This window comes from Pediococcus inopinatus (genome assembly GCF_002982135.1).
Taxonomy (GTDB): domain Bacteria; phylum Bacillota; class Bacilli; order Lactobacillales; family Lactobacillaceae; genus Pediococcus; species Pediococcus inopinatus.
The window spans coordinates 803,607-826,044 of the sequence record NZ_CP019981.1 but is presented as its reverse complement, the minus strand read 5'-3'; the positions used below and the strand labels follow the sequence as shown (position 1 = coordinate 826,044).

The window sequence follows — 22,438 nt, the reverse complement described above, 5'->3', positions numbered from 1 at the left end:
GAATAGTATATGAAAAATAAAACGGTCGAAACTAAGAAAACAAAGCTAAATATATGGAAATGGGCTTTTATCATCTTATTAGCAATCATTATTGCTTTTGGTATTTTTTTTAAGATGAGAATTGCAAATACTCCAGTCCCAGATTCACAGAACCAAACCACCACAACAAGTGCTAGTTCAATTAACGTAAATCTCAATAAAAACCAGCTAAATGCCTTAATGGCTGCTTATTTAAAGCCATATCAAACAAACAAAAATTTTTCTTATCAACTAAAAGTAAACAAACAAGTTTTCTTAATTGGTAAAGTTAAGGTTTTAGGCAGCAACGTGAATTATGCACTTTCACTAACGCCAACAGTTCAATCATCTGGAAATATTGTTTTGACGGCCAAGCATCTAGCGGTTGGGGCATTGAGCATCTCCCCCAAGCTAGTTCTATCTTATATTGGGTCTAATTATAATTTACCTAAATGGATTCGTATAAAAAATAAAACTATTACATTAAATTTACAGAAAATAAAAACTACTAATGGCGTTTATTTTAAAGCCAAAAAATTAGACATCAAAAATAACCAATTTATTTTCTCTATTAATATCCCAAAACAATCAGACTAGAGGGTTAACTATGAGTGTAAGTAAAACATTTTATCAATTTTTAATGACCCAACGTGATCCAGAAAGTTACGAACCAATCTCGGAATTTGCTAACAACGCTTTTTATGACCAGGCTTTCCCAAAACAATCGACAGATTTTGATGAACTTTCTAAATATTTAGAACTTAACGGTAACTATTTGCCTTCAATGACTATCTTTGATGAAACCTGGCAAAAATACTTAGAATCCAATGTTCACTAAGGAGATTTAAATGGATAAAAAACAACCGAAAACAGTTAAACGCACAACTTTGATTTGGTCCATTATCATTGCCTTATTAGTGGGCGGGGGGATTGCCTACGGTGTCGCAAACGTCCAAACTCGTGCGGTCATTTCTCAAGCAGAAACAACCACGGCTTCAATGCAAAAAATTCAAGCGGTTTACGAAACAATTGAGAATAATTACTACAAGCCAGTTAGTTCAAAAAAAGTAACTAATGGAGCAATTAAGGGTATGATTTCTTCCCTTGATGATCCATTTTCTGAATATATGAACGAAACCGAAGCTACCAGCCTGAATAATCAGATTTCATCCAGTTTTTCTGGAATTGGTGCTGAGGTTCAAAAATCAGGACAATATATTAAAATCATTTCACCAATTAAGGGAACACCTGCCAAAAAGGCCGGATTACAACCAGAAGACATAATTACTGCCGTTAACGGAAAATCCATTGCTGGTAAATCAGTGACTGAAGCCGTTAAATTAATGCGTGGAAAAATTGGGACTAAAGTAACCCTCACTGTTAAACGGAATGAAAAATCCTTTACACAAACCTTAACCCGGGCAAAAATTCCCGTTAATACCGTGAATTCACGAGTAATCAACAAAAAAATTGGTTATATCCAGATTACTTCTGTTTCAGAACACACGGCTTCAGAGCTAAAAACTGCCTTAAAACGTTTGGACAAAAAGGGAGTTAAATCTTACGTTTTAGATGTTCGTGATAATCCAGGTGGTCTAATGGATCAAGCATTAAAAATGTCTTCAATGTTCTTGAAGAACGGCAAAACCATTATGAGGGTTCAAGCTAAAACTGGCCAACAACAGGTTTACAAAGCCGGAAAAAAATATGATGGTGGTTATAAAGTAACTAAACCGGTTGCCGTTTTAATGAACGGTGGGAGTGCAAGTGCCGCTGAAATCTTTGCAGGGGCCTTGCATCAATCTGCAGATGCACCATTAATTGGTACCCAATCTTATGGCAAGGGGACTGTCCAAACTGTCAGTGATTTCAAAGATAAGAGTGAAATGAAGATTACGATTGCTAAATGGCTGACCCCAAATGGAAGTTGGATTAACAAAAAGGGGCTTACACCCACATACAAAGCGGACTATCCAAAGTACGCCTACCTACAGTTAATGAACACCAAAAAGACATATAAACTTGGTGACGTTTCTAGTCAAATCAAAACATTACAAAAGGAGCTAAAAGCTTTAGGTTATTTCGAAGACAAAGCTAATGGTTACTTTGGTAAAACAACTCAGACAGCCGTTAAATCTTATCAACAAAAAAACAAGCTGGAAGCAACGGGCACAACGAACGCTAAAACAATCATAAGTGTTGAAACTAAGCTGCAGGCACAGATTGCTAAAAACGATGAAGCACTAAAAAAAGCTGAATCAATTTTAAAATAACTAGTAAAAATTGGAGAAAAATAATGGCAAATATTCAATGGTATCCAGGGCATATGGCCAAGGCAATCCGTCAAATTGAAGAAAAATTACACTTAGTAGATATCGTCTTTGAATTGGTTGACGCACGAATTCCTGAATCGTCTAGAAATCCGATGGTTAAAGAGGTCATTCAACAAAAGCCACATCTATTAGTTTTGACTAAAAGTGATCTTGCTGACCCAGTAATCACTAAGCAGTGGCTAGATTTCTATCAAAGCCAAGGTCAACCCGCTATTGCGGTGGATTCCCGTGCAAGAACAATCGAACGAAGCATTCAAAAGCAAGCTTCAGAAATGCTTGCTAAACGGCTACAAAATCAAACAGATCGTGGTCTGCAACATCAAACTATTCGAGCTGTTTGTGTTGGTATCCCAAACGTCGGAAAATCAACGCTCCTCAATCATTTAGTTAACAAAAAAATCGCTAAAACTGCTGATCGACCGGGGGTCACAAAAAATCAACAATGGTTAAAATCCAATAATGGGTTAGCCCTTTTGGATACTCCTGGTATCTTGTGGCCTAAGTTTGAGGATCAAACGGTTGGACAACGATTGGCATTTACAGGTGCAATCAAGGAAAATCTTTTTGCGAGTGATGATGTTGCATTAATGGGACTTGAAATTTTCAAGAAATCATATTGGCCAATGTTAAAGGCACGTTACAAGCTTAATGAAGATGATCTTTCTCTGTCCACTCCTGATTTACTCCTAAAAATTACTCAATCTTTAGGAATGGGAGAAGATTATGATCGAGCAAGTAATCGCATTATGCTAGATGCCCGAAAAGGAAAACTTGGGCGTTTTACGTTGGATCAAGTTGAGGAATTTAATCATGAAAAAAAGGATAACGATTAAAGAAATTCAATTGCAATTAGCAAACATCACAGAAGAAACGGATCCTATTTTCAAACAATATCAAGCAGATCCGCGGGCAGGGGTTCAGCGACTGCTCAATCAATGTAAAAAAAGGGTATTAAAACATCAGGTTTTAGTGACCCAGTTTCAAAAACGGCTTACGTTGGAAAAATCAGCTTGGGAAAAGGGACTTAATTTAGTCGCCGGTATTGACGAAGTCGGTCGGGGCTGTTTGGCTGGTCCTGTCGTGACAGCTGCGGTTATCTTGCCTCACGATTTTAATTTGATTGAGGTTAACGACTCAAAACAATTGTCAAAACAAACACGGGAACGACTGTATCCTCAAATTATTGAAAAAGCAGTCTCCGTTTCAATTGGTACAGCTAGTCCAGCAACGATTGATCAGCTCAATATTTTACAGGCAACGCGTCAGGCTATGAAAAATGCTGTCCTTCATTTAGCGGTACGGCCTCAACAATTGTTAGTCGATGCCGTTGATATTCCTGTAAATATTCCTAAACAACGGATGTTTAAGGGCGATTCCAAAAGTGCTAGCATTGCTGCAGCTAGTATTGTGGCTAAAGTTTACCGAGATCATTTAATGACTATCTATGATCAGCTCTATCCAGGTTACGATTTCAGTCAAAATGTCGGGTATGGAACTGCTAAACATTTACAAGGTTTAAAAAATCTGGGTACAACGCCTATTCACCGATTGACTTTTTCGCCTGTAACGCATTACGTTAAAAACTAATTGGTTTGCGTATCTTCCTTTGAGGTGAAGAATATGCAAATCAAAGAATTTTTATTAAAATTACACTTATGTAAAGGGATAGGTTGTCATGGAGAGGCTAAATTTTGGCAATGGTGGCAAACGCATCATTCCCAGGAACAGGCCTGTTCGTTGACGCCAGATCAAATATTAAATTTTGTAAGTAGTCAAAATCAAAAACGATTTCTGGCGGATTTTAGCTCAGAAAACCTACAGAATAAAGTTACTCGACATTTGACACAAACAAAAATATTGGCTATTTGTGATCCGGAATATCCGCAGCAACTGACAGAAGCTTTTATGGCGCCAATTATTCTCTTCTATGAAGGGGAATTGGCGCTTTTGCGTTTACCATTATTAGGCATGGTAGGGGCTCGCTTAGCAAATCAATACGGCGAAAAATGTCTCGCAACACTCATACCAACAGTGGTTGCCCAAAATATTGCTGTCATTAGCGGATTGGCAGCTGGCATCGATGCCATGGCTCATAAAGAAACCTTACGCCGTGGCGGCTACACAATTGGTGTAATTGGAACTGGGTTAAATCGATATTACCCAAAACAAAATGAAGCTTTACAGAAATATATGGCCTCACATCAATTAATTTTAAGTGAATATCCTTTGGATGCGGGACCAAAGCGCCATCACTTTGTCGAACGCAATCGAATCATTGCCGGGCTTTGTGAGACTTTATGTGTAGTCCAGGCTAAACAGCATAGTGGAAGCTTGATTACAGCCAATTTAGCGCTACAAAATAATCGTAATGTTATCGCCATTCCGGGACGAATTGATGATGTTCTTTCGGTCGGTTGTAACGAATTAATTGCCGCTGGAGCAAAACCAGTTCTGAACTCCCAACATATAGTAGAAGAATTTTTGATTTGACAGAATCCAGAATATGAAATACGATTACTAGGAATTAGGAACCCTTAAGGATTTTAAAACAAGTTCAAGATTAAAGGAGTTTGGTCATGGCAACAAAATCCAAAACAACAAAGTCCAAAAAAAAGCTCGTCATTGTGGAATCACCTTCCAAAGCAAAGACGATTGAAAAATATTTAGGTCGAACTTACAAGGTTGTCGCAAGTCTTGGTCATATCCGAGATTTGCCCAAGAGTAAGATGGGTGTCGATGTCGATAATGACTTCGAACCCCACTACATCTCAATCCGAGGTAAGGGTGATGTCATTAAAAATTTGCGTTCTGAAGCTAAGAAAGCAAAAAAAGTCTATCTGGCATCTGATCCTGATCGTGAGGGAGAGGCCATTGCTTGGCACCTTGCATACTTATTAGGACTAGATACTACTGATAAAAATCGCGTTGTCTTTAATGAAATTACTAAAGATGCTGTTAAGAACGCTTTTAAAGAACCTCGCACAATTGATATGAACCTGGTTGATGCCCAACAAGCCCGACGAATTTTGGATCGGTTAGTTGGCTATTCAATTAGTCCTTTGCTTTGGAAAAAAGTAAAGAAAGGTCTGAGTGCCGGCCGAGTTCAATCCATCGCTTTAAGTTTAATCATTAAACGGGAAGAAGAAATTAAGAGTTTCAAACCCGAGGAATATTGGACCATTGATAGCGAATTTCAAAAGGGCCGTCAAAAGTTTCAAGCAACGTTTTATGGTGAAAGTGGTAAAAAACTTGCTTTACCAAATAATGATGCCGTCCAAAATGTTTTGAAGAAAATTGATAAAAAACAACCCTTTGAGATTACAAAAGTTACAAAGAAAGAACGTAAACGATTTCCAGCACCACCATTTACAACTTCTTCCATGCAACAAGAGGCAAACCGTCGTTTAAACTTTAGAACCCGTAAAACAATGATGGCTGCTCAACAGCTATACGAGGGGATTCATATCGGAAAAGAAGGTACCGTTGGTCTAATTACTTATATGCGGACTGATTCTACCCGAATTTCTTCAATTGCAAAACATGAAGCTTCTGTATTAATTCATGAAAAGTATGGTGCCGATTACGCTGCCACCAAACCGCGTAAGGGAAAAATGCCAGAAGGCGCACAGGACGCGCATGAGGCCATTAGACCTTCTTCAGTTAGTCGTACCCCGGAAGACTTGAAGAAGTACTTGAATAAGGATCAATTTCGCTTATACAGCTTAATCTGGTCCCGCTTCGTTGCTAGTCAGATGACTCCTGAGGTTATGGATACCATGTCAGTCGCTTTAGAACAAAATCATGTGAACTTCAGAGCTAATGGATCAAAAACTAAATTTGATGGTTTTACAATCATTTATAAAAATGGGACAGATAAAGATAATATCTTACCTGACCTCGTTGAAGGCGATGCTGTTAAATTAGCCAAAACAGATCCAGCACAACATTTCACGCAACCACCAGCACGTTACAGTGAAGCTAATTTAATCAAAGCTCTTGAAGAAAATGGGGTTGGACGTCCATCCACATATGCACCGACGCTGGATACTATTCAACGACGTTACTATGTAAAATTAGTTTCTCGGAGATTCGAGCCGACCGAACTTGGTGAAATTGTAAATAAGATCATTCTTGAATTTTTCCCAGACATTGTTAATATTTCCTTTACTGCCGATCTAGAAAGTGAATTAGATGGGATTGAAGAAGGCAAAGAAAACTGGGTAGAAGTCGTGGATGAGTTTTATAAACCTTTTTCCAAGGAAGTCGCTCATGCTGAAGAGAATATGGAATCCGTCCAGATTAAAGATGAACCAGCCGGCTTTGATTGTGATATCTGTGGATCTCCAATGGTAGTAAAGATGGGCCGCTATGGTAAATTCTTTGCCTGCTCCCGTTTTCCTGATTGTCGCAACACAAAAGCTATCGTCAAAGAAATCGGCGTGGTTTGTCCAAAATGTCATAAGGGACAAATTATTGAACGTAAGTCTAAACGTGGGCGTCTCTTTTATGGATGTTCTCGCTATCCTGACTGTGACTTCGTTTCATGGGATAAACCAGTGGGTCGTGATTGTCCAAAAGATGGCCACTTCCTAGTTGAAAAGAAGGTTAAGGGTGGCAAACAGATCTTATGTCCTAATGGCGATTATGAAGAAGCTGTTCAAAAATAAAGATAAATACAAACTTAGATGTTTAATGGGGTTTGTTATTGAGTTTTCCTCCGTACTTTGCTAAAGTGGCAATGTACGGAGGTTTTGTTATGGAACAAGATTATATTAAATTATTCCTTGAGTACCTAAAGGTTGAGCGCCAGTATTCTGTAGATACAATCAAAGCTTACCAAAGCGATTTAGAGGAATTCTGTACTTTTTTAAAAGAAAATGGGGGGTTCAAACCATTTAAAGATATTGATCATTTGGATGTTAATGTTTTTATGACAGACTTGTTTGATCGAAAATATAGCCGAACGACGATTTCTCGCAAGTTATCGACCATGCGGTCTTTTTATAGTTTCTTGGCAAAAAATGACCTCGTTACCCGTAACCCGTTTGCAGAAATTAAATTAAAAAAACATCAAAATCATTTACCTCGATTTTTCTATCAAAAAGAAATGACAGCCCTTTTTGAAGCAGCTCAATCAGATTCACCATTAGCATTGCGCAACGTTGCTTTATTAGAGGTTTTATATGGAACTGGAATTCGAGTAAGTGAGTGTGCAAATCTGCGTTGGCAAAATGTTGATCTTTCATTAAAAATGATGTTGATTCGCGGCAAAGGTGACAAGGAACGTTATGTACCATTTGGCCAATACTGTTATGATGCTTTAATTAATTATCATGATCAGTGTCGTAATGAAATCATGGCAAAATATCATAAACAACATGATTTCATTTTTATTAATCATTATGGTGATCAAATCACTTCAACCGGGATCGAATATGTTTTAAATCAAATCATCAAACAAAGTAGTCTCACCAGTAAGATTCATCCCCATATGTTGCGGCACACGTTTGCAACCCAGCTACTAAACAACGGTGCTGATCTTCGAACTGTCCAAGAATTACTCGGACATAGCAGCTTATCAACCACCCAAATATACACACATGTCACTCAGGAAAATTTACAAAGTAATTATCGTAAGTTTTTTCCTCGAGCAACACATGAATAATGAAAACACGCGCTTAACGAACTAAAAAAAATTGATAACACCACATTATTTCTAAAAGATCTAGGAGGAATTTAAATGGCCGAAATTGATAAAACACCTAAACAAATTGTGAGTGAATTAGATGAATATGTGATCGGGCAAACTGCCGCAAAAAAGGCAATTGCGATTGCTCTACGTAATCGTTACCGGCGTTTACAGCTTTCAGCTTCAATGCAAACAGAAATCACACCCAAAAATATGTTAATGATTGGACCAACTGGTGTGGGGAAAACTGAAATTGCCCGTCGCTTAGCGAAAATCGTCGACGCCCCGTTTGTAAAAGTTGAAGCTTCTAAATTTACTGAAGTCGGACATGCTGGTCGCGACGTAGAATCAATGATCCGTGATCTAGTGGACAGCTCAGTTCAGATGGAACAAAAGAGCCAGTTCAAGGGTATTCGCTCAGATGCCGAACGTCGTGCCGATAACCGAATTGTCAACATTTTGGTGCCCGCAACAACGGCGGATGGCACTCAAAAACAATCCGGAGTCGATTTTCAAAACTTAGTAAGTATGGTTGAGAAAATGCAGCGTGGTGAAACTCCTGAGGTCCCAAATGCTCAATCCGAAGAAATCACTAGTGAAGTTCGTGATAAGCGTTCGGCCACTGCGGATCAATTGAGACGCGGTCTATTAGACGGTAGAGAAATTACCATCACGATGGACGACCCCCAACAAGATTTAGGTATGAATAATATGATGGGGCAAATGGGCATTGATTTTGGCACATCACTCGGACAAATGTTACCAAAAAAGCGAATTCAGCGAACCGTTGACGTTTCTGAAGCTCGTGAAATATTTATCCGTGAAGAATCCGAAAAGTTAATTAGTCATGGTGATTTATACCATGCAGCCATCAAACGGGCTGAAAATACCGGGATTGTTTTTATCGATGAAATCGATAAAATCATCGCCAAAACAAACCAGGGTGGCGAAGACATTTCTCGTGAAGGTGTTCAACGTGATATTTTACCAATCGTTGAAGGCTCTCAAGTTAATACAAAATATGGGCCAATCAATACCGATCACATCCTCTTTATTGCTTCAGGGGCTTTTCAGGACTCTAAGCCAAGTGATTTAATTGCTGAATTACAAGGTCGTTTTCCAATTCGAGTCGAGCTAAATGATTTAACCAAAGAAGATTTTGTTAAGATTCTTACTGAACCAAAAAATGCGTTAGTCAAACAATATATTGCCTTAGTTGGCACAGAAAATATTAAACTAACTTTTACAATTGAAGCCATTAATAAAATTGCCGAAATTGCAACTCAGCTTAATCGTTCTACTGAAAATATTGGTGCTCGTCGTTTGCACACCATTTTAGAAAAACTCTTAGAGGATATTCTCTACGAAGGAGCGGACATGGAAATGGGCGACATCACAATTACAGAACATTATGTAGAAGAAAAAATTGGTGAAATTGCTAGCGATAAGAATCTTAGCCAATATATTTTATAAATGAATGGGGTTTTAATTAATGGTTACTTTAGAAAATGAATATTTGCGCGTTAAAATCAATGAATTAGGGGCTGAACTTTCTAGTGTTGTTTCTTTAGATAATAATCTAGAATATATATGGCAGGCCGATAAAAGTGTATGGGGCCGACATGCACCCGTACTTTTCCCAATTGTTGGCCGTTTAAAGGATGACCAATATGAGTACCAAAAAACAACTTACGAAATGCATCAACATGGTTTTGCCCGTGATAGCAAGTTTGAAGTCGTTGATAGCAGTGACACACACGCGACCTTAAAACTTACTGACAGTAACAAAACGCACAAATTATATCCTTTTGAATTCGAACTAGTAATTAGTTTTGATTTAAAGAATCACGAATTGCATGAAACATACCGAGTTTACAACCCAGATGCAGACAATCATTTATTATTCTCTATAGGTGGGCATCCTGGATTCGATACCAACTTTGAAAAGGACCAGGTATTTGAGGACAGTAATTTAAACGTTGCGCCCAAGCAGACATACACACAAATTCCATTGAAGGCCCCTTACAATGATAAGGATAATTCATTTCCAAACGATTGTAGTAAAGCAACTCACTTAACTCATGACTTGTTTAAAGATGATGCCATCATCCTTGAATTAAATCAGCAAGAAACAACCATTATGTTAGATAATCAGAAAAATGATCATGGGGTTGCATTAACTGTGACAGACGCACCTTATGTCGGTATCTGGTCTCCATATCCAACTACTGGTGACTTTGTCTGTATCGAACCCTGGTGGGGAATTGCAGACAATGTAAATGCGACTGGCAAGCTCGAAGAAAAGATGGGAATCACAGATCTACAGCCACAAAGCGAATCTTCACAAAGCTTTGAAATTTCTTTCTTTTAATGATACAAAAAAAGGAGGTTGTCACAAATGTGATGGCCTCTTTTCCGTTACATATATTTTTTTATACTTACGATTTCTTTTTATGATTATACCAATACCCAAACGGGATCAGACTTTCCGTACCGTTTTTTAACCGTTTTATATTCTCCCGATGACGATAAAAGATAAAAACCGTTAGCACAACGGCGACGGTTGTTAAAATCCAGTCGTGATAAAACAAAGACAACAGACTGATAAGAACTAATGCAGTCATGCTTGCCACACTCACCATACTGGTCAAATACACCAAGCTTGCAAAAATGATACAAGCAACAATAAAAAATGGCGGATTATAAGCTAACAAAATTCCGGCACTAGTAGCTACTGCTTTGCCACCATTGAAGTGATCAAAGATTGAGAAAGTATGTCCTAAAATTGCAGCTAACCCAATTAATAGGGGGTTAACGTTTGGCGTCTGAAACAAGTAAGGCTGGCTAGCAGCTAACGTACCTTTTAAAACATCCATTAGCAAAACTACTGTTCCTGCTTTCGGGCCAAGAACTCGAAAGGTATTGGTTGTTCCGATATTACCACTGCCAGCTTTACGAATATCAACATTAAAGAATTTTTTTCCAATCATGACCCCAGAAGGGATTGACCCCAGTAGATAGGCAATGATCAGCATAATAATAATTTTTAACAAATGGTTGGCCCCTTTTCAATTGAGAATCATTTTCAATTTTAGCATGTTTAAAAATTGATTCCAATGTTTGTTTTTGCGTATGTTATATTAAGGAAGGTAGTATTCAGAAATTTATAAATGATATAATAATAAGGATTATAAGTAGAAAGGGTATTTTGAAATGAGTAAACGTAGTTCAGCAGAATACAATGACTCTTCCATTCAAGTTCTGCACGGTTTAGAGGCTGTGCGTAAACGCCCCGGTATGTATATTGGTTCAACCGATAGCCGTGGGCTGCACCATCTGGTTTATGAGATAGTCGACAATGCCGTTGATGAAGCTCTAGCTGGTTTTGGTAAAGAAATTAACGTTACCATCCATAAAGATAATAGCATTACAATCTCAGATCAGGGACGAGGAATGCCGGTAGGAATGCATTCTTCAGGAATTCCTACGGTCGAAGTTATTTTTACAGTTCTTCATGCCGGTGGAAAATTCGGTCAAGGCGGTTATAAGACCTCTGGTGGATTACACGGTGTTGGAGCCAGTGTTGTTAATGCGCTATCTGAATATCTTAATGTTGAAATTGTCCGTGAAGGGAAAAAATATCGCGAAGAATTCAAAAATGGTGGGCATGCAGTTGGTAGTTTGAAAAAAATCGGCAAAACAAAAGAACCAAATGGGACGGTTGTGACTTTTAAACCAGACCGTGAAATTTTCACAACCACTGTTTTTAACTTTAATACATTGGCCGAGCGCTTGCGAGAATCTGCTTTTCTTCTTAAGGGTGTCACAATCACGTTAACTGATGAACGTGAAAATCAGGCTCAAACGCAAACTTTTCTTTATGAAGAAGGAATTAAAGAATTTGTGAGCTACTTAAATGAAGATAAAGATACCCTCGGTGATATCCTTTATTTTGATGGCACTAAAGAAGGCGTCGAAGTTGAGGTTGCAGCTCAATATAATGACGGCTATTCTGAAAACGTCTTATCCTTCGTTAATAACGTGCGGACAAAAGATGGTGGTACTCATGAAGTCGGTATGCGTTCAGGGTGGACAAAGGCCTTTAATGAATACGCCCATAAAGTCGGATTACTAAAAGAAAAAGATAAAAACCTTGAAGGTAGCGATGTTCGTGAAGGACTGTCAGCTGTTATTTCTTTAAGAATTCCAGAAAAAATTCTTGAGTTTGAAGGTCAGACCAAAGAGAAGCTTGGTACACCTGAAGCACGTCCCATTGTCGACAGTATCGTAAATGAGCAATTACTCTTTTACCTCATGGAAAACGGTGAATTTGCCCAAATGCTTGTGCGTAAATCTTTAAAGGCACGAGAAGCTCGCGAGGCTGCCCGCAAAGCACGAGATGCAAGTCGCAGTGGCAAAAAACGCAAAAAACAAGATCGTCTTTTATCAGGTAAATTAACCCCCGCACAGTCCAAAAATTCGGCCCGTAATGAGCTTTTCTTGGTCGAAGGTGACTCTGCCGGCGGTAGCGCTAAACAGGGCAGAGATCGCAAGTTTCAGGCTATCTTGCCATTGCGAGGAAAAGTTTTAAATACTGAAAAAGCTAAATTACCTGATGTTATGAAAAATGAGGAAATAAGCACAATGATTTATACCATTGGCGCTGGTGTAGGTCCTGAGTTTAAAATTGAAGACAGAAATTACGATAAGATTATTATTATGACTGATGCGGATGATGATGGATCCCATATTCAGATCCTATTGCTGACATTTTTCTATAAATACATGCGTCCAATGCTTGACGATGGTCATATTTACATCGCGCTTCCACCGCTTTACCGTTTGCAAAAGAAAAATGGTAAAAAAATGAAAACTGTTTATGCTTGGACGGATGAAGAATTAGAACAAGCTTCAAAAGAAATCGGGCGCGGATTTGCACTACAACGATACAAAGGACTTGGAGAGATGAACGCGGATCAGCTTTGGGAGACAACAATGAATCCTGAAACCAGAACTTTAGTGCGTGTTCGTATTGACGACGCTGCTTTGGCTGAACGTCGCGTAACCACTTTGATGGGCGATAAAGTTGAACCTCGCCGGAAATGGATTGAAGAAAATGTTGAATTCTCTTTAGAAGAAGAGGGTAGCATTTTAGATAACGAAGCCGTTAATATTGCACATGAAGATGGTATTCTTGAAGATGACGAAAATCAATGAAAGGGGGATATAAAAAATGGCTGATGAAAAAAATCAAAAAAATGATAAAATCCAGGAACTCACATTAGAAGATGTGATGGGAGATCGTTTTGGACGCTATTCTAAATATATTATTCAAGAGCGAGCACTTCCTGATGTCCGTGATGGGTTAAAACCCGTTCAACGGCGAATCTTGTATGCTATGAATCAAGATGGAAATACCTATGATAAGGGATTTCGAAAATCTGCAAAATCTGTCGGAAATGTAATGGGTAATTTCCATCCACATGGGGATAGTTCTATCTATGAGGCCTTGGTACGAATGAGCCAGGATTGGAAACTACGCGCTCCCTTAATTGAAATGCATGGTAACAACGGTTCAATTGATAATGATCCGCCGGCCGCAATGCGGTATACCGAAGCACGTTTAAGCAAAATTTCAAGCGAAATGTTGAAAGATATTGATAAGGAAACTGTTGATTTTGTTTTGAATTTTGATGATACAGAATACGAACCAACTGTTTTACCAAGTCGTTTTCCTAACTTACTTGTTAATGGAGCTACCGGTATTTCAGCTGGTTATGCGACAGATATTCCTCCTCACAATTTAAATGAAGTCATCGATGCCTTGTTATATTTATTACAACATCCCGATGCCTCATTAGAAAAATTAATGACCTTTGTGCAAGGACCAGATTTTCCTACCTCAGGAATTATTCAGGGAATTGACGGCATAAAAAAGGCTTATCAAACTGGAAAAGGGCGAATTATCGTCCGATCGAGAACTAAAATTATTGCTTTACGTGGTAACAAATCACAAATTGAAGTTTCCGAAATTCCCTACGAAGTGAACAAATCTCAATTAGTAAAAAAGATTGATGAAATTCGCATTCTAAAAAAAGTGGATGGCATTGTTGAAGTTCGTGATGAATCTGATCGTAACGGCCTCTCAATTGCAATTGAGCTCAAACGAGATACTGATGCAAAGGGAATTTTGAATTATTTATTCAAAAATACCGATCTACAAGTTTCTTACAATTTCAATATGGTTGCAATTAGCCATAAGCGCCCTGAAACTTTGGGACTAAAAGCATTTTTGCAGGCCTACTTAGCTTTCCAAAAAGAAGTCATTACCAAACGGACTCAATTTAGTTTAACCAAGGCTGAGAAACGTCTTCGAATTGTCCAAGGATTAATTAAAGCCCTCTCTATCCTCGATCAAGTGATTGCCACCATCAGGGGTAGTAAAGACAAAAAAGATTCAAAAAATAATTTAGTTCAAAAATTTAGTTTTACAGAAGAGCAAGCTGAAGCAATTGTTTCCTTACAACTTTATCGACTATCTAACACGGATGTCACTGCCTTAGAAGCGGAATCCGATGATTTAAATAACCACGTCCAGGAATATAATGAAATTCTAAATAGTCCAACAGCATTGGCAAAAGTACTTCGTACGGAACTTACGAGCATCAAAAAACAATATGGCACTCCACGATTAACAGAAATACAAGATGAAATTGAAGAAATTAAAATTGATCGAAAAGTAGTCGTGCCAGAAGAACAGGTGATGGTTTCAGTTAGTCACGATGGCTATCTAAAACGAAGCTCACTGCGGTCATATAGTGCATCCGGTGAAAATGATGATGGCTTAAAGGATGAGGATTATCCGATTTTCTTGAAACAAGTTAGCACCCTAGATCACCTAATGATGTTCACCAACAAAGGAAATCTAATTTCACGTCCCGTACATGAGCTGGCCGATTCTCGTTGGAAAGACACTGGTGAACATATTTCTCAGACCATCGGTTTAGGCGATAATGAGCGAATTATAAAAGCATTTGCTTTTCATTCATTAAAGGAAACCGGCGAATTTCTAATTGCAACTAGCGATGGTTTCATTAAGCGGACGGATTTCTCTAATTTAACCCCTGGTCGTAATTACAAAAAACACGCGGCTGCATTTATCAAATTAAAAAGTGCTGATTCAGTTGTGGTAAATATTTTCTTTATTGCCCACCAATTAAAACAAGCTGTCATGCTAATTTCAGAACGAGGATATGGCTTGCGCTATGATCTTGCGGAAATTCCAATTATTGGAGCTCGTACTGCTGGAGTGAAATCAATGGATCTGCGTGAAGACCAGGTCACTAACGTGCAACTTGTAGATGACTCAAATCAAGTTGGTCTAATTACGCAGCGAGGTGCTTTTAAACGAATGGCCGTTACCGATATTCCTGTTACAAGTCGTGCAAGAAGAGGAATCTTGGTCCTTAGAGAATTAAAGAAAGATCCGCATCGTGTGATTGATTTTATTAAAACAGATAAAAATTCTATTTTAGAGGTTCGAACTAGTCGGGGCACCTTACATGATATCATTGTAGCTGAACATCCACTGAGCGCACGGTACTCTAACGGCTCATTCGTTGTTGATATTGATTCAGAAGGTATTCCAGTTTCTATGAAACTAAAACCGGTTCCCGTTGTAGAGTCCACACCTGAACATTAAATCTTAAATTAGAATTAACCTCCGGATTTTCCAGTTACAATTTGTTGTGTTTTTTGTCATTAACCATTAGAATAATTATAGTTATTATTTAAGTGACATTATGATGATAAAAAACTTAAGGAGTAAACAGAATGAAATCAAAACAAGAAACGATCTTTTCATCTAAAACTTTAACTTACTTCCTGCAATTGGCAGATACAATGAATTATACGCAAGCTGCCCAAATTTTAGGGATTACACAGCCTGCTTTAACTCAACAAATCAAGAAGCTGGAACATACGGTAGGTGCACCATTATTCTATTCCGTTGGTAAAAAATTACGTTTATCAGATGCTGGATACACGATGCTGAAGGCAACTCATAATATCAATGAGGTTTTAAATCAGGCTACTGATGAAATTCAACAAACAACTTCTGCAACTCACGGTGAAATCAACATTGGCATGTTGGCTCCGATTGAATCCCGTGTGTTTGAAGACTTCATCACAAAATATTATGAAAAACAGCCTGACATTCTGATTTCGTTCCATACCTTAACACGTAAAGAAATTTGGGAACGGTTAGAGAATAATCGTATTGATTTGGCAATTATGTACTTGCCAGACGACAGTATCAAAAATTGGAAACCCTACGAATCACGAAAAATTATTAACGAAGATTTACTTTTCATTCACCATGAAGAAAAGCTTTCTAAACAAAAGAAGATTAAATTAAAGCAAACATTAAACGCTAATTGGGTTACTTATCCGGAAGGTTATTACTTAGAGGGCGTTTTACGTGAGGCATATAAAAATCAATTAGTTGATGTGCCAAATAGCGTTGCGCGTTTTACGACACCAGATCAAATTCGCCGCTTTGCAGAAACTGCAAAAGTAAATACAGCCTTACCTGCTTCGTATGTAATTTCACATCCGGGATCAAGTGAGACATGGATGGCACGTTTTGACCCAGCCATTAACTTTGACTTAAGTTTTGTTTTCCGAAAAGATAAGGATGAAATCCCCAGAATCAATACTTTCTTAGAAGAATTTGATGACTATCTAAGCAAAGAAAGCTACACAGAACGTTTACGTAAAATGATCGGTAACCAAAATTAAATATATAAAAATTAAATATATATAAGGAGTTTTTATTAATCATGAGTAAAGAATTAGTTTTTGGTCATAAGAATCCAGATACAGATGCCATCAGTTGTGCAATTGAATATGCTTATTTAGCAAACAAGTTAGGTGACGAGGTTGAAGCTGTTGCTTTAGGTGAGACTAATAACGAAACAAACTTTGTTTTGAATCACTTTAACGTAAAAGCACCTCGTGTGATTACTAAAGCCAAACCTGAAGTTGATTCAGTTGTTTTAGTTGACCATAACGAAGCTATCCAAAGTGTATCCGATTTGGCAGATGTCACTGTAACAAGCGTTATTGATCATCATAAGATTGACTTTACTTCCGCACAACCTCTTTTTTATCGTGCAGAACCCATTGGCTGTTGTAGCACAATTATCTATAAAATGTATTTAGAAAATGACGTTGAAATTCCTAGCAATATTGCTGGTTTGATGTTATCTTCAATTATTTCAGATACATTACTTTTGAAATCACCTACAACTACTGATGATGAACGCAATGCGGTTCCTGCTTTAGCAAAAATTGCTGGCGTTGCTGATTACGAAGCTTACGGAATTGAAATGCTGAAGGCTGGTAGCGACGTTAACAGTCGTAGTGCTGAAGATATTCTTGAAGGCGACGCTAAATCGTTTGACATGGGTGGCAAAACTGTTCGAATTGGTCAGGTTAACACTGTTGATTTAAACGATGTTTTCAAACGCCAAGATGAATTAGAAGATACCATTAAATCGCTTATTACAAATAATTCTTATGATTTATTCCTTCTATTAGCAACAAACGTTTTGACCAGTGATTCAGAGTTATTGGTCTTAGGTGAGGGGACAGAGGCCGTCGAAACTGCCTTCAATCACAAGTTAAGTAATAACCGAATGAATCTTCCAGGCGTTGTTTCACGTAAAAAACAAGTGGTTCCACCATTAACTAAGGTTTTAAAATAGTTACTCAAAATTATATTTAAACAAACCCAATTTCTATTTGAAAAATAAGAGATTGGGTTTTTGTTCGGAAAACAATGTATGCCATGAATTAATATGGGTCTCTGTCAAACTGTATTGGTAGAGATTTTTGAAGGCATGTTCACTTCGGTGAATGTGCTTTTTGTTTACTCATGAATTAAACTGATACGAATGAAGAAGTTATGAATATTTCGAAAACCAAAACAGCTACGCTTTAATACCTTGATTTTGCGATTAAGTCCTTCAATAGGACCGTTAGAATACGGATAACGACAACTGTTGAGCACTGCTGAGCCGTTCTTAACGAAGGTTGAAATGGTGACGTCCATTTGATTACCAGCTACTTGGTAGTTGGTAATCAAATTTTTAAATCCCGTGGCATTCTTTTGGTGGATAGCAGTTAGAATGCCTTGATAAGTTTGATACACAGTTTTGAATTCTGGAAATTCATCTAAGGCAAGGTCGATGGCGTTCTGTTGGGTCATATACTCGTTAATGCCTCGTAAATAGATAAGCTTAGTGTCATTGATTTTCTCTTCTGCCAAATGAAATAAACGCCATTGAGATTTAAGGATGCGGTAAATGCGTGAATGCTTATCTTGAAAAGTACGGATAATACATGTACGTTCATTGTCTAGTGCACGACCAGCAAGCTGAATAATGTGGAAACGGTCAATAATCGTGACAGCATTCGGGAATAAACGATGAATAAAGCTAGCATATTCGGCGTTCATATCAATAGTAATTGTTTGAACTTTCGCACGTTCTTGAACTGAATAACGAGCTTCAAAGTAATCAATGATATCCTTACTGAGACGATCTTTGAGGGTCACAATGCGGCGATGACTAACGGCATCGCAACAGTTAAAGGACATTAGATGATTACAGGAACGAAATTCATCGAAACAAAGATTTGGCGGAAGTTGCTTAACACGGTAAGCCAAGTGAATATTTGCATTTAAAATACGTTGAACACTACTTGGTGAAATGCCACAAATTTTAGCGATTTCTTTACTGGTCAGCATGTCACGAGCTAGCACAATGACCTGATGTTTAACATTGTGGGTAAAAGTTTCATTACGTCTAACGAGGTTAGTTTTAGCTCCACAGGTTTTTAAACAATGTTGGCATTGATATCTTTGTCGTCTTAGCTGCATTTCATAACGTCCGCCTGATAAGGTTCCCAACCTTAGATGACTAACGTGGGTACCGTTTTTAATTAGACTTTTATGGCCACAATGGGGACATTTCACAAGCTGATAAGAAAGGTTGGCGTGAACGACATGAATTCGTTGTCCATTCGGGCAACGTTTCTTGGTAACACCAGTTACGGTTATATTTGGGTCTGTCATTTCAAACAAGCTTAAAATAGAATTAGTTAGGGACATCTGTTTTTCCTCTTTTCGATTTTGTTTGGCGATTAAATCGTAGCACAAAGAGGACAGATGTCCTTTTAATTTTCAAAATAAAAACTGGTATCAGTTATTCACCAATACCAGAAAGTGTAGACCCATTAATATACGTATCGTTTATCACGTATTTGGTTTAACCTTTAGTTACCTGGAGGAATTGGTAATATCTAAATACAAGTACTCTAAAAATGATTTTAAAGACAGTTATCCACGAAAGTTTTTGAAGTTACACAACACACCGCCATAGAAGCACCGTTTATTGGATAAATATAGTTTTTTATCAAACAGGTATTTAGATAAGTGTCGTCAGTGGTAAGTCGTTATTTTAAAATATAATGCCAACTTGTGGCTTAGTAAAACCGATCGACCAACAATACAACGCATGAGCTTCGGTGATGGCTTGTGAGTTGTAATGGATGATAGTAGATGATCAGCATCCTGACACAGGCACACAAAGGCGTTTTACAATTCTGTATTAACTTGGTGGCTTTAATAACTTATCCAAAAGAGGATGTCCAATCAAGGATTAACCAAACATTTAAATTCACCTGGTCTAAAACAGTTTTAAACTACTTTGAATAATATATATTATGTAAACTAGAATAAAAATCTAGTTTCATCCACCATCTATTCATGTCTCCTCTCTTATCAGTTTTACTATGCAAACAAAAAAGGTTTTTCAGTTTATTGACTGAAAAACCTTTTTATTTTAAATCTTAATTTCTTTGTGAACTTGATGCCTTACTCGAAGAACTTTGTGAACTGCTATTTTTTGATGAGCTACTGCTACTAGTTGAACTTGACTCACTGCTTGCTCTACTTGCACTGGTGCTACTTGAAGCTCTAGTTGATGAACTTGCTGCAGATTCACTTGCTGCTTTTGCTGATGCTGATCTAGCACTTTCAGAAGCTGCCGCGCTCTGTGAAGAAGCAATAACTGCCGACGCACTCTGTGAACTTGCTATTGCAGCTGATTCACTTGCTTGTGAACTTGCTATCGATGAAGATTCGCTTGCTTGCTTCTTACGATACGTCTTAACTGCTTTTTCCACTCGGGTAAGATCTTGACTAGCTCGTTCAAAATTAGGATACTTATTAAGTTTGTCTAGCAGATTGTTCAACTTAACAGTCGTAACAGAAGCACTTAAAGTACCACTTTTCCCATTTTTAAACAAGTTATTGGTCTGCTTATGCAATTTGCTGACTTCAATTGCTTTAGGTTTTAAATTAGTTAATGATTTATGATATTCATTATAAAATCCAGTAAAATCTGATTTAAACGTTGTTGCTTTCAAATCCTCCAAGAGACTTGTAACCTTGGAACCAGTCGTTGTCACCCGATAATTATTGCCACTTTGTAGGTTAGCAACTTCTTCACTAAACGAAATGGCACTCTTACCTAAACTTGCTAACTGACTGTATTGATTGGCTTCTGTATTATCTCTGATTTTCTTGGCATCAGCGGCAAGTTGAACCATTTGCGCCCGTGTAGCATTATCTGTAATATTATCTCTATCATCATTGAAGCTCTTTTGAACGATGCGTTCTGCATTCTCTTTTGCTGAAGCATTGTTTGTGCGACGAACAATAAAAAAGATTGCAATAAAAATTACGACAATGATTCCAACAATCCAAAACCATTTTTTTTGATTTTCGTTTTTCTTCTTGTTTTGTGGTTTTACAGACTTAGGTGCTTTTGACCCATTTGGATCCTTGGTAACTTTTTTTCGTTTATTAACTTTATTTTGCTGCTTTTGCTGTTCTTTTGCTCTTAAACGGCCCATTCGTGATTCTGGCACAGACCAATCATTATCATTGTTAATCGCAATCATCTTCCCATCTCTATAGGTTTATCCAAATCTATCTCTATAATTCTAATTTAACATTTTTCTGTTCGAACAACTAGTTTGAAACTAATTTAATTCCATAAATTAATATTAAAATCAAAAAAAGAACCTTTAAATGCGAAATTTTATTCTCACATTTGAAGACTCTTCGCGAATTTTATAATCAAGTTAGCCACCTTTTAAAAGTGGCCAAATAAAAGACACCAAGACGAAAAAATCAGGTATCATTGAAGTTCCCACACTAAACAATGAAAGAGGTTTTCGTCTTGGTGCAAGAACAGCTTATCACATCTCACGTAAAGGGTCATCATTTAACTCCAATTGAGCGAGGCAGAATTGCTGGCTTACTTTCTGCAGGCAAATCTGCTCGTCAAATTGCCGCTGAAATTGGTGTCTGTCATCAAACTATTAATAATGAGCTTAAGCGTGGCCGCATTCAACAGGTAAAGAAACTCAATGGTAAAGAACAGTACTTTAGCGTTTATGCGCCTGATACGGCCCAAGTTCGGTATCAAACGAATCGACAACGCTGTCATCGACCTCTAAAATTTAAATTTGTTACTAACTTTCTGGCTTACTTTGATGATCATTTCCACCAAGATGATTGGTCACCTGATGCAGCAGTCGGCTTCGCCCACCAACAACATCTGTTTAAGCGCACGGAGATGGTTTGTACGAAAACTCTCTACAACTATATCGATGCGCAATTGTTAGAGATCCGTAATCTTGATTTGGTGGAGAAGGCTAACCGTCGTACTAAACATCACTGGTCAAACAAGCATCGACGTTTAGCTGGTAAAAGTATTGAGGAACGTCCTAAAAGGGTCGACAAACGCAAGGAATTTGGCCACTTTGAGATTGATACTGTAGTTGGTAAACGAAGTGGACATGAAAGTGTATTATTGACCTTCACGGAACGTAAAACTCGTTATGATATTGTTCGCTTGATTGAAGGCAAAGATGCTGATTCGGTATCGTATGCACTTAAGGGAATTTGTGCTGAATTTGGTGATCTTATTAAATCTGTTACTGCTGACAACGGAACGGAGTTCACAGCCTTGAATGCAGTCTTAGACGGCGTAGCTGACATCTATTATGCCCATCCGTATAGTTCCTTTGAAAGAGCAACCAATGAAACTCATAACCGCATGATTAGACGATATTTACCTAAGGGACACTCATTAGATACGATTGGTCCCAAGACGGTTTCAATGGTTGAAAGTCGTCTTAACCAATTACCGCGACGTATCTTGAAGTATCAAACCCCAAAAGAAGCTTTTCAAATTGAAGCAGCACGTATTCGTAAATCATGTAGTGCGTAGCTATTATCTTGACCTTCAATAGATATTCTGAC

At 37.9% G+C, this 22,438-nt stretch carries 18 protein-coding genes; 15 read left to right on the top strand and 3 right to left on the bottom strand.

Annotation, left to right across the window (positions count from 1 at the left end):
- Positions 1-9: 9 nt before the first annotated feature.
- From PI20285_RS04210 to PI20285_RS04165, 10 genes are all read left to right on the top strand, one after another.
- On the top strand, positions 10-615 hold the full coding sequence (locus PI20285_RS04210; protein WP_057772177.1) for a YpmS family protein: 606 nt from the start codon (positions 10-12) through the stop codon (positions 613-615).
- Positions 616-625: 10 nt separating this feature from the next.
- A complete protein-coding gene (locus PI20285_RS04205) occupies positions 626-856 on the top strand; it encodes a YozE family protein (RefSeq protein WP_057772179.1) in 231 nt (76 codons plus the stop codon).
- Positions 857-866: 10 nt separating this feature from the next.
- Entirely contained in the window at positions 867-2,291 is a 1,425-nt protein-coding gene (locus PI20285_RS04200) for a S41 family peptidase (RefSeq protein ID WP_057772181.1), read from the top strand.
- Positions 2,292-2,314: 23 nt separating this feature from the next.
- Entirely contained in the window at positions 2,315-3,184 is an 870-nt protein-coding gene (ylqF, locus tag PI20285_RS04195; protein WP_057772182.1) for a ribosome biogenesis GTPase YlqF, read from the top strand.
- The gene (locus PI20285_RS04190) at positions 3,162-3,938 is read left to right on the top strand and encodes a ribonuclease HII (RefSeq protein WP_057772184.1); all 777 of its coding nucleotides are present in this window, start codon (positions 3,162-3,164) and stop codon (positions 3,936-3,938) included. The genes ylqF and PI20285_RS04190 overlap by 23 nt, the downstream gene beginning before the upstream one ends.
- A 33-nt stretch (positions 3,939-3,971) precedes the next feature.
- Positions 3,972-4,841: a DNA-processing protein DprA gene (gene dprA / locus PI20285_RS04185; RefSeq protein ID WP_057772186.1), complete on the top strand. Its 870-nt coding sequence runs from the start codon at positions 3,972-3,974 to the stop codon at positions 4,839-4,841.
- A gap of 86 nt (positions 4,842-4,927) precedes the next feature.
- Entirely contained in the window at positions 4,928-7,018 is a 2,091-nt protein-coding gene (gene topA / locus PI20285_RS04180) for a type I DNA topoisomerase (protein WP_057772187.1), read from the top strand.
- Between the two features lie 89 nt (positions 7,019-7,107).
- Positions 7,108-8,016, top strand: coding sequence for a tyrosine recombinase XerC (gene xerC / locus PI20285_RS04175; RefSeq protein WP_057772189.1), 909 nt, complete (start codon positions 7,108-7,110; stop codon positions 8,014-8,016).
- Positions 8,017-8,091: 75 nt separating this feature from the next.
- Positions 8,092-9,513, top strand: coding sequence for an ATP-dependent protease ATPase subunit HslU (gene hslU / locus PI20285_RS04170; RefSeq protein ID WP_057772191.1), 1,422 nt, complete (start codon positions 8,092-8,094; stop codon positions 9,511-9,513).
- 19 nt (positions 9,514-9,532) lie between these two features.
- On the top strand, positions 9,533-10,411 hold the full coding sequence (locus PI20285_RS04165) for an aldose 1-epimerase family protein (protein ID WP_057772193.1): 879 nt from the start codon (positions 9,533-9,535) through the stop codon (positions 10,409-10,411).
- A 67-nt stretch (positions 10,412-10,478) separates the two neighbouring features.
- On the opposite strand, the gene plsY is transcribed toward PI20285_RS04165, so the two are convergent.
- Positions 10,479-11,075: a glycerol-3-phosphate 1-O-acyltransferase PlsY gene (plsY, locus tag PI20285_RS04160; RefSeq protein ID WP_082623219.1), complete on the bottom strand. Its 597-nt coding sequence runs from the start codon at positions 11,073-11,075 to the stop codon at positions 10,479-10,481.
- 178 nt (positions 11,076-11,253) lie between these two features.
- On the opposite strand from plsY, the gene parE reads away from it, so the two are divergent.
- The 4 genes from parE to PI20285_RS04140 all read left to right on the top strand — a co-directional run bounded on the left by parE (position 11,254) and on the right by PI20285_RS04140 (position 17,807).
- Positions 11,254-13,257: a DNA topoisomerase IV subunit B gene (parE, locus tag PI20285_RS04155; RefSeq protein ID WP_057772197.1), complete on the top strand. Its 2,004-nt coding sequence runs from the start codon at positions 11,254-11,256 to the stop codon at positions 13,255-13,257.
- A 16-nt stretch (positions 13,258-13,273) separates the two neighbouring features.
- The gene (gene parC / locus PI20285_RS04150) at positions 13,274-15,742 is read left to right on the top strand and encodes a DNA topoisomerase IV subunit A (protein WP_057772199.1); all 2,469 of its coding nucleotides are present in this window, start codon (positions 13,274-13,276) and stop codon (positions 15,740-15,742) included.
- 131 nt (positions 15,743-15,873) lie between these two features.
- The gene (locus PI20285_RS04145) at positions 15,874-16,839 is read left to right on the top strand and encodes a LysR family transcriptional regulator (protein ID WP_057772200.1); all 966 of its coding nucleotides are present in this window, start codon (positions 15,874-15,876) and stop codon (positions 16,837-16,839) included.
- A gap of 41 nt (positions 16,840-16,880) precedes the next feature.
- The gene (locus PI20285_RS04140; RefSeq protein ID WP_057772203.1) at positions 16,881-17,807 is read left to right on the top strand and encodes a manganese-dependent inorganic pyrophosphatase; all 927 of its coding nucleotides are present in this window, start codon (positions 16,881-16,883) and stop codon (positions 17,805-17,807) included.
- Positions 17,808-17,971: 164 nt separating this feature from the next.
- On the opposite strand, the gene PI20285_RS04135 is transcribed toward PI20285_RS04140, so the two are convergent.
- Entirely contained in the window at positions 17,972-19,261 is a 1,290-nt protein-coding gene (locus PI20285_RS04135) for an ISL3 family transposase (protein ID WP_245080578.1), read from the bottom strand.
- Positions 19,262-19,953: 692 nt separating this feature from the next.
- Positions 19,954-21,069: a hypothetical protein gene (locus tag PI20285_RS04130; RefSeq protein WP_057775595.1), complete on the bottom strand. Its 1,116-nt coding sequence runs from the start codon at positions 21,067-21,069 to the stop codon at positions 19,954-19,956.
- Positions 21,070-21,332: 263 nt separating this feature from the next.
- Here PI20285_RS04130 and PI20285_RS04125 point away from each other — a divergent pair, with 263 nt between their 5' ends.
- Positions 21,333-22,406, top strand: a complete 1,074-nt coding sequence (locus PI20285_RS04125; RefSeq protein WP_105782158.1) for an IS30 family transposase — start codon at positions 21,333-21,335, stop codon at positions 22,404-22,406.
- The last annotated feature ends 32 nt before the right edge of the window (positions 22,407-22,438 follow it).